Source organism: Streptomyces sp. NPDC001787, assembly GCF_040297465.1.
GTDB lineage: Bacteria > Actinomycetota > Actinomycetes > Streptomycetales > Streptomycetaceae > Streptomyces.
On sequence record NZ_JBEOZE010000014.1, the window covers coordinates 206081 to 215325 of the forward strand.

Below are 9245 nucleotides of genomic sequence, written 5' to 3' on the forward strand. Positions count from 1 at the left end.
CCGACGCCGCCGGGGTATGGGGAGCCGGAGGAGCCGAGTCCGACACCGCCGGGGTATGGGGAGCCGGAAGAGCCGACGCCGACGCCGACGTCTCCCACGGTGCCGCCTACTCCTGGGGAGCCGACGCCGACGCCGACGTCCCCTACGGTGCCGCCTACTCCTGGGGAGCCGACGCCGACGCCGACGCCGACGTCCCCTACGGTGCCGCCTACTCCTGGGGAGCCGACGCCGACGCCGACGTCCCCTACGGTGCCGCCCACTCCAGGGGAGCCGACGCCGACACCGTCCCATCCCGGTCGGCCTCAACTCCCCGGCACCGGAAGTGAGCCCGCCCTCATGGGTGCCGCCGCATTGAGCGCGGCGTTCCTTCTCGGGGGCACCGTCCTGTACGTGCGGAAGGGGCGTGCACTGCGGCGCAACTGACGCAGGGGCAGACATCGTTGGTGTGAGCTGGTGGGGACGGGCGAGGACCCGGTGGGCCCGGCGGGTGGGAGGCCACGCGTGCATGCGGTGTCCGCGTCGCTGGAGGGCCGGGGTCGCCGGGGCCGGGCAGGACATCGCTCGGGCCGGGGCTCCACCCCGTCACGTGAGTACCTTGCACGTGTGGTCGAGGGCGGGCAGATCCGGCCGGGCAATGCCCGGCAGGCAGGCGCCCGAGCACTCCACCGTCCGGTCGAGACCGTGTCTGCGCTCGTTTCGACAATGATCATCCGGCCGGGCACGGTGGTGAGCGCGGTCCTGCCCCGACCCCCGCTCCCGCGCACCACCTTCCCTCACCCGGACCCCGCACCGACCGGTCGGCAGCTTTCAGTTCACCGTGCCTGCCTCGCGGAACGAGGACCGCACGAGGACGTTGTTCTCGGCCCACTCAGGTGGATCCGCAGTGACACAGCGCGGTGCCGGTACCGGTGCCGATACCGGTTCAGGTGATCGGTGAGGCCGGGGTCGTCGACGTGACTGGCCGCCCGACCCGCGCTGCGAGGGTCAGGCCGTGGAGGCGGGACCGGGCGGCAGGTGGACGGTCATGATCAGGTGGCAGGTGCCGGCCCCGGCGCCGCGGTAGGCGTGGGGGGCGTCGCCGTCGAAGCCGGCGGTCTGTCCGGCTTCGACGAGGTGCTCGGTGCCGTCGATCACCAGGATCATCCGGCCGGAGGTGACGCTCACGGTTTCCACGACCCCGGCCTGGTGGGGGTGGCTGGGGTATTCCTCGCCCGGCTGGAGTTGCCAGCGCCAGACTTCGGTGGGGGCCGGACCCGAGGTCGTCAGCATGAGCCGGGCTTCGCTGCCCCGCTCGCCGGTCCACAGTGGCGTCACTGTGTCGGCGGAGACGACGCGGACACGACCCTCGGCCCGTCCCTCCATGAGGGCGGACACGGAAACGCCGAGCGTGTCGGCCAGCCGTACCAGAGTCGCGAAGTTCGGGTTCCCCTGTGCCTTCTCCAGGGCGACCAGGGCGCCCTTGCTGACCTTGGCGCGCCGGCCGAGTTCATCCAGGGAGAGCCCGGCCCGGGTGCGTGCCGCCCTGACGTTGTGTGCGAGCGTCCGCAGCGCTGCGTCCGTCTCGGCCATCCGATCACCATCCTCACAAAAAAGGGGACCGCGGAGATGCACCGTGCGATCGGTTGGTTGACACGGGGCGGTCGGTTCGTTGTACGGTCTGGTCGTTCCATTACATCGTAAGGGATGTGCCGTGATCGCTCTGCTGCTGGCCCTGGGCAGCTCCCTCGCCTATGGGTGCGCCGACTTCCTCGGCGGCCTCGGCGCGCGCAAGGCCCATGTGCTGCGCACCGTGATGATCGCGGCCCCGGCTTCTCTCGCGCTGGAGATCATGCTGTGGCCGGTGCTCGGTGCCTCCTTCAGCGCCGGCACCCTCGGCTGGGGTGCCGCGTCCGGGGTGGCTTCGGCCGGCGCGTTCACCCTGCTCTACAAGACTCTGGCGATGGGCCCGATGAACGTGCTCTCGCCTGTGACCGCCCTGGTGTCCGCCATGCTTCCCGTCGGCGTGGGTCTGTTGCAGGGCGAGCATCTTGGTGCCGCCGGACTTGTGGGCCTGCCGCTCGCGCTGGCCGCGGTGGTGATGGTCAGTGCCGGTCACGGCGCCGGGACGGCCCGCCCCTCCCGTACGGCTCTGCTGCTGGCCCTCGGCGCCGGTGCGGCGATCGCCCTCCAGCTGGTCTTCTTGCACCAGGCGCCCTCCGACAGCGGGGTAGCCCCGCTGATCGTGGGCCGGGCGGTCTCCTCGGCAGTCACCCTGACCGCGGCCGGGCTGATGTTTCGCCGGCTGGGGTCCGAGAAGCCCGCCTACGCGGTGTCGGCGGCGGCGGGCCTGCTGGACTCGGTGGCGAATCTGCTGTTCCTCATGGCTGTCCGCAGCGGGGACCTCGCCGTCGTCGCCGTGATCACCGCCCTCTACCCGGCGGGCACTGTTCTGCTCGCCCGCAGCGTGCTGGCCGAACGGATCCACCGCGGCCAGCTGGTCGGGCTCGGCACCGCCGCCATCGCCGTAGGCCTCCTCGCCCTGACCTGAGCGGCCGCCCACCTCCATCGATCGCGCGCAAGGAGAGGAGCGGCCGGACGCTGTTCGGTCTGCCGCCTGTAGAGGACGGCGGCAGGCGCCGGGCCGGTGTCCACGACGGCAGCGGGGTGGCCAGGGCCAGGCGGGCATCAGCCCCGCCGCACATGCCGCCGTCGCGGACACCGGCCCGGCGAACCTGATGCCCGTCTTCTACTGCGGACGATCGGCGAGCGGAAGCGGTGAACCGTTTACGCCCGTCGAGTTCGCGGGCGCCGAACTCCCACTCCCTGTCGAGAGCGACTGCCCGGAGCTCCCGCCCGCGCCTGTGAGGGGCCGGCCCGTTCCGCCCTCGTGCAGCAGTGCTCCCCCCGACCATCCGGAAGCGCCGGCGAACGGGTGGGCACGGCCCGGCGTGCGGAGGACCTGGGCCGCCGCGCCGGAGAGGCGCCGCAGCCCGGCACCAGACGCCGGCGCGCAGCAGGTTCAAGGTTTGCGGGCGACGAGTCCCCACTGGTCGACGGGTACCGTCTCCTCGCCGGCGGCCGGCCGCCACTGCGAGATCGATACGAAGCCCGGCTCGACCAATTCCAGACCCTCGGCGCATCCGGTGATCTCTTCCGGTTCCCGCACCAGATAGGGCGGGTTGTCGCCCGATGCGTACGCCTTCTCGGCCGCGAGCGTGGCGGGTGTCTTCACCGTGTCGCACAGTACGAGGCAGCTCCCGGACGGCATACGGGCCATGTATCTCTGGACCACTTCGATTCCCTCGGCCGGGGCCAGGTGTCCCAGGGTCGACAGCAGCATCACGGCGACGGGCTCGGACAGGTCCAGCGTCTTGGAGGCCGCCTCCACCACCGCGTCCGTGTCGGACAGGTCAGCCTCCACGTAGTCCGTGCGGCCCTCAGGAGCGCTGGTCAGCAATGCCGCCGCGTGGACCAGCACGATGGGGTCGTTGTCCACATAGACGATCCGGGCCTGGGGCACGATGCTCTGCGCCACCTCATGAGTGCTGTTCTCCACCGGCAGGCCCGTTCCCACATCCAGGAACTGACGCACGCCCAGCCCGGCAAGGTACCGGACAGCACGGACCTGGAACGCACGCGAGGCGCGGGCGATGTCGACCGTCTGCGGGTAGGCCGCGCTCACCACGTCGGCCAGCTCCCGGTCGACCGGGTAGTTGTCCTTCCCGCCCAGCCAGGCGTTCCATACCCGGGCGGAATGCGGCACGTCCGACCGGATCCGCCTACGGAAGTCAGCGTCGTTGCTGCTCAAAGCGCTCTCCATACTTGTCATACTCGTACGCCAGTTGTCTATGCGTATGGTTGCACGCCGGTCGAGCCACGGGGACTTGGCCATCATCGCCGCTCGAACCCCGTCCCGGATCACTGCTCAAGTCCTGTGGATCGGTCCCGGGTTGGACGCGGAGGGCGAAAGCTCCGGGTGATCGACTGCCGGCCATCGCGCGGGAGTGCGAAGTCGAGGTGGATGCGGTGGACTTGGTTGATCAGCGGGACGGGAACGGTCGCCGTCCGGTCGTGCGCGAGCAGTTCCGGACCCTGTCCCGTCGTCATGCGCAGTGAGCGTGGCGGACGGGTCCGCACGGCCGGAGCCCCCCAACGGGTCCACGATATGCGCGGTCCCCGGTGGGTGGGGGGCTCTCGGTCGGGAACGTGCCACGGTCGCTACGAGTCCGGGGAGTTGAGGGCGATGGCCCCGGCGGGACAGAGGCCGACGGCCATCCGGGCGGCGGCGCGGTGTTCGGGTGCCGGTGCGGGGTGCAGGAGTACCACCAGGCCTTCCTCCTCGTCCTGGTCGAAGACCGCGGGCGCGGTCAGGACGCACATGCCGGCGCCGGCGCAGCGTTCACGGTCGACGCCGAGACGCATCGGCGTTTGCGGGTCGCTCATCGCGCTACTCCCGTGTCCCAGGTGACGGGCAGGCTGATCACGCCGTAGATGTTGGAGCGGTTGCGCAGCGGTACCTCCTGCGGTGGCACCGCGAGGCGCAAGGTGGGGAAGCGGGCGAGCAGCGCGGGGAAGGCGACGGCCATCTCGACGCGGGCGAGCTGCTGGCCCAGGCACTGGTGGGCGCCGTGGCCGAAGGCCAGGTGCCCGCTCGCCTTGCGGTGGATGTCGAGCCGGTTGGGGTCGGGGAACCTGTGCGGGTCCCGGTTGACGGCCTGCACGGAAATGGTCACCGTCTCGCCCGCCCTGATGAGCGTGCCCTCGACCTCGACGTCCGTGAGCGCCGACCGAAGGAGGGGGTCGGCCACGCTGAGGTAGCGCAGCAGCTCCTCCACGGTCTGCTCGGCCAGGCCCGGGTCGGCGCGCAGAGCGTCCAGCTGGTCGGGATTGCTGAGCAGGGCGAAGGTGCCGAGGCCGAGCATGTTCGCGGTGGTGTCGAGTCCGGCGGCGAGCAGCAGCCCGCCGACCCCCGCCAGCTCCTCATCGGTGAGGTCGGAGGCGGTCAGATCGCTGAGCAGGTCGTCGGTGGGCTCGGCGCGCTTGGCGAGGACGAGTTCGGCCAGGTACTGGAGCAGCGCCGTATAGGCCTCGCCCGTCGCCTCCGCATCCGCCGTCTGATCGAAGACGGTCGCCACATGGCCCTGGAACCGCTTCCGGTCGGTGTACGGCACGCCGAGCAGCTCGCAGATCATGAGCGCGGGCACGGGGTGTGCGAACGCCTGCACCAGGTCGGCCGTGGGCCCGGCCTGTTCCATGGCATCCAGACATTCCTCGGTGAACCGCTCCACACGTGCGGTGAGCTGACGCATCCTGCGGACGGTGAACTTCCCGGTGAGCAGGCGCCGGTAGCGGGTGTGCCCGGGGGCGTCGAGGCCGGTGATGTCGCCGACCGGCGCCGGCGGTATCTCCCCCGACATGCCCTCCATCGGCAGCGGCAGATGCAGGAGTTCGTAACGCGAGCTGAAGCGGGGGTCGGCCAGGATCGCGCGGGCAGTGGCGTGGCCGGTGACCAGCCGGCCCACGTGTCCGTCGGCGTAGCGCATGCGGCGCATCGGCTCATCGCTCAGGGCGGTGAGTTCTTCGGGCGGGTCGAAGGGGCAGCCGGTGTGCCGGTCGGTGGGCAGGGTGGGGAGATCATCGGCGGTGATGCCGTCGGTTGCGACACCGGTGGTGGTGCCGACGGCCGTCGGGTCGTGCGACATGGGGTCCTCCCGTGGTCGTGGTGCGAGGCAGGCTGGTGCGGATCGGTGAAGTGGTTTGTGGGAAGCGGCGGTTACCGCCCGGGTCCGGTTCGGAAGGTGCGGTGCGGCCATACGTGGCCGACCGGGCGAGCGGCTCGGGCGTATGCCGACAGTGCCGCCGTCCGCCCGAAGGGCGTCGCGAACCGGGCGGGACTCTCGGCGCGGGCCTTGAGGCCGGCGGGGAGGGGGAAGGCGCTCCGCGATGGGGCGGTCTCATCGGTATCCGCAGACGGCGGGGGCGGTACGGGGGCGGGTGCGGCCGGGGCCGTGAACGGCACCGGCTTCTCCCGGAACGGTGCGGGTGCGGGCGCCGGTGTCACCGTGCACTCGGGGTGAGCCGCGCAGCCGTACGCCGACGGAGACCGGCACCGGCTTCCGTGCGAGCCCGCCCATGGCGGCTGACAGTGCGGTGGGGCGGGGCGAGCCGGGTGGCGGAGCGCGTAGGGGCGGCGAGCCGCTCAGGCGGCGTACGGGCATGGTCGCCGACGTCCGCAGCGACGGCCCACTCGTGTCTGAGGGTGCCGCCATCGCGTAAGAGATTCATGGCGTCATCATGGCACATGGGAGACGCCATTTGCGAGCCAAATTGGCTCCTAGTCGTCTATGAGGCTCTGACCTGCACACTCTTGCCGCAGAGTGTGTGGTGTCGTGTCACTCTAGGGGAGGCGGGCCTGCGGGGGTGTGAAGGTGAAGTCATGGTGATGCCATGAGGTGGTGGACTTGATGAGGCCTGGGCGTTCGGGCGCGATCATGGCCCGAATGGACGCTCGTTACCTCGGTATCCCTGATCTGGTCGAACCCCCGTCCGTGGCGGTCGTGGTCGACGTCATGCGCGCTTTCACCGTAGCTGCCTGGGCCTTTGCCCAGGGTGCGGAAAAGATCGTTCTTGCTGGGGCGCTGGACGAAGCCCTGGCGCTCAAGGCCCGCCACCCGGATTGGGTGGCGCTCAAGGACGGTCCGGCCGCGCCCGGGTTCGACACCGTCAACTCGCCGGGCCTGATGCGGTCGATCGACCTGGACGGACGGACCGTCGTGCAGAAGACCACGGCAGGGACGGTCGGCGCCCTCGCGGTCAAGGAGGCGCCGCTGGTGCTGTGCGCCGCCTTCGTCGTGGCGGAGGCAACGGCCCGGCTCCTGCGGACGCGTGGGAGCGGCAGCGTCACGTTCGTCATCACTGGCGAGGACGGGCGGGCCGATGAGGATCTGGCGTGTGCTCAGTACATCGCTCGGAGGGTCGCCGGGGCTGGGTCGGACGCTGCCGAGTTCCTCCGCCGTGCTGCCGCATCGCGCGCCGCTGCGGAACTGGCGCAAGGAGTGCGTCAAGGGGTCCACCCTGATGACGTCGCGCTCTGCCTTGAGGTCGACCGTTTCCCCTTCGCCATGGTGGCGACCTCGGAGGACTCACTCATGGTCCTGCGTCCCCATGTGATGCTCTCGCCGACCGGCGAGGCCCCCGTCTGATCGTTGGTGAGGCCTGCGCCCGGCGTGCGGGAGCGAGTGCCCTGCCGGGTGCGTGGTATCAACCGCATGCCCTGATCGAGGGGGCGCCGGGCAGTCGGCCGAGCTGTTGCGGCCGCTTCCTGGGACCGGATGGCCTCCACGTGCTGTGAAGTGAGCCGGGTCAGGTCCGGGTCGGAAGTCTGTGAGCTGGGCGTTCCCGGCGGCTCAGGACCTTCGGCCCTCGAACCCCCCAGGACGTGGCGATACCCTGGGGGGTATATCGTCGGCAGTGCACCCCAGGAGGTATCCGTGAAGGTCGTCATCATCGGAGGCGTGGCGGGCGGCATGTCCGCGGCCACCCGGCTGCGTCGCCTGGACGAGCGGGCGGAGATCGTCGTGCTGGAGCGCGGCGCTCACGTCAGCTACGCCAACTGCGGCCTGCCGTACTTCCTCGGCGGGGTCATCGAGGAACGCGACAAGCTGCTGGTGCAGACGCCCGAGGCGCTGCGCGCCCGGTTCCGGCTCGATGTACGGGTCCGCAGCGAGGCGATCGCCGTGGACCCGGTGTCGCGCACCGTGCGGGTGCGGGATCTGGCGAGCGGGGAGGAGTACGCGGAGTCGTACGACCGGCTGGTGCTCTCTCCCGGTGCCCGGCCATTCGTGCCCCAGCTGCCAGGAATCGAACGAGCTTTCACGCTGCGTGATGTGTCGGACGCCGACCGGATCGCCGCCGAGCTGGACGGGGGTGCGCGTACCGCCGTCGTGGTCGGTGCCGGGTTCATCGGCGTGGAGGCGGCGGAGAACCTGCGCCGCCGTGGCCTGCGGGTGACACTCGTCGAGCTCTCCGACCAGGTGATGCCGCCGCTCGACCCCGAGATGGCCGCGCCGCTCGCCGCGGAGCTGCGTTCCGGTGGGGTGGAGCTCGCGCTCGGTACTCAGCTGAAGGAGGTCGGGGAGGACTGCGTACGCCTGGACGACGGGCGCACCGTACCGGCCGATGTGGTCCTGATGGCGATCGGCGTCCGCCCCGAGACGGGCCTGGCGCGCGGGGCCGGGCTGACCATCGGGCCGCGCGGCGGGATCGCCGTCGACGAGACGGGGCTCACCAGTGACCCGGCCATTTACGCGGTGGGCGACGCCGCCGAGAAGCGTGACGGGCTCACCGGCGGGAGCACCCTGGTGCCGCTGGCCAACCTCGCCAACCGGCACGGCCGGCTCGTCGCCGACGCCATCGCGGGACGCCCGGTCGTGGCCCGGCCCGCCACCGGCACCGCGGTCGTTCAGGTCTTCGGCCTGACCGCGGCGTCAACCGGCTGGAACGAGAAGCGGCTGCGCGCCGCCGGCCGCGCCTACCGGACGGTCCACCTGCACCCCGGTTCGCACGCGGGCTACTACCCGGGCGCGTCCCCGATCGCCCTCAAAGTCCTCTTCGACCCTTCCGACCTGCGGATCCTCGGAGCGCAGGCGGTCGGGGCTGACGGCGTGGACAAGCGCATCGACGTGATCGCCACGGCCATCGCCGGCGGACTGACCGCGCCCGACCTCGCCGATCTGGAGCTCGCCTACGCGCCGCCGTACGGCTCGGCGAAGGACCCGGTCAACATGGCCGGGATGATTGCCGAGAACCTGGCCACGGGCACGGTCCGCACTGTCCAGTGGCACGAACTGGACGCCGCCCGCGAAGCCGGCGCCACCGTCGTCGACGTACGTACGGCCGCCGAGCACGCCCGGGGCGCGATCCCCGGCGCGCTCAACATCCCGCTGGACGAGCTGCGCGAGCGCGTCGCCGAACTGCCCGCGGGCGACCTCGTCGTCCACTGCCAGGTAGGTCTGCGCGGTCACAACGCGCAGCGGCTCCTCGCGGGCCTCGGCAGGGACAGCTCCAATCTCGACGGTGGCTACGCCACCTGGTCCGCGGGCATGGCCGCCTGACCCTCCCCGCCTTCCCCGCGCGCCCCGCACCTCACCAGGGGGAGCCATGGGCATCCCCCTCGCCGCCGTACGCCCTTCCGCTTCCCTCCGCCGCACTCCCTTCCGCTTCCCCGTCGCCGGGCGGCCGTCAGCCCCTGAGCGGGATCCTCCGGC

At 71.4% G+C, this 9245-nt stretch carries 8 protein-coding genes; 3 read left to right on the top strand and 5 right to left on the bottom strand.

The window, feature by feature from the left end:
* Positions 1-984 precede the first annotated feature (984 nt).
* Positions 985-1569 (bottom strand): helix-turn-helix domain-containing protein, encoded by a 585-nt coding sequence (locus ABT170_RS20845; RefSeq protein ID WP_351869343.1) that lies wholly within the window; start codon positions 1567-1569, stop codon positions 985-987.
* A gap of 121 nt (positions 1570-1690) precedes the next feature.
* On the opposite strand from ABT170_RS20845, the gene ABT170_RS20850 reads away from it, so the two are divergent.
* The gene (locus ABT170_RS20850; RefSeq protein WP_329940604.1) at positions 1691-2527 is read left to right on the top strand and encodes an EamA family transporter; all 837 of its coding nucleotides are present in this window, start codon (positions 1691-1693) and stop codon (positions 2525-2527) included.
* Positions 2528-2998: 471 nt separating this feature from the next.
* Here ABT170_RS20850 and ABT170_RS20855 read toward each other — a convergent pair whose 3' ends face one another.
* The 4 genes from ABT170_RS20855 to ABT170_RS20870 all read right to left on the bottom strand — a co-directional run bounded on the left by ABT170_RS20855 (position 2999) and on the right by ABT170_RS20870 (position 5681).
* On the bottom strand, positions 2999-3799 hold the full coding sequence (locus ABT170_RS20855) for an SAM-dependent methyltransferase (RefSeq protein WP_443034206.1): 801 nt from the start codon (positions 3797-3799) through the stop codon (positions 2999-3001).
* Positions 3800-3897: 98 nt separating this feature from the next.
* Positions 3898-4086, bottom strand: coding sequence for a hypothetical protein (locus ABT170_RS20860; protein WP_351869347.1), 189 nt, complete (start codon positions 4084-4086; stop codon positions 3898-3900).
* A gap of 111 nt (positions 4087-4197) precedes the next feature.
* Positions 4198-4422 carry a ferredoxin gene (locus ABT170_RS20865; protein ID WP_443034207.1) on the bottom strand — a complete coding sequence of 75 codons (225 nt, stop codon included), beginning with the start codon at positions 4420-4422 and terminating at the stop codon, positions 4198-4200.
* Positions 4419-5681 (bottom strand): cytochrome P450, encoded by a 1263-nt coding sequence (locus tag ABT170_RS20870; protein ID WP_351869350.1) that lies wholly within the window; start codon positions 5679-5681, stop codon positions 4419-4421. The genes ABT170_RS20865 and ABT170_RS20870 overlap by 4 nt, the downstream gene beginning before the upstream one ends.
* A gap of 798 nt (positions 5682-6479) precedes the next feature.
* Here ABT170_RS20870 and ABT170_RS20875 point away from each other — a divergent pair.
* The gene (locus tag ABT170_RS20875) at positions 6480-7181 is read left to right on the top strand and encodes a 2-phosphosulfolactate phosphatase (RefSeq protein ID WP_329940607.1); all 702 of its coding nucleotides are present in this window, start codon (positions 6480-6482) and stop codon (positions 7179-7181) included.
* Positions 7182-7469: 288 nt separating this feature from the next.
* Entirely contained in the window at positions 7470-9092 is a 1623-nt protein-coding gene (locus ABT170_RS20880) for an FAD-dependent oxidoreductase (protein ID WP_351869353.1), read from the top strand.
* Positions 9093-9245 lie beyond the last annotated feature (153 nt).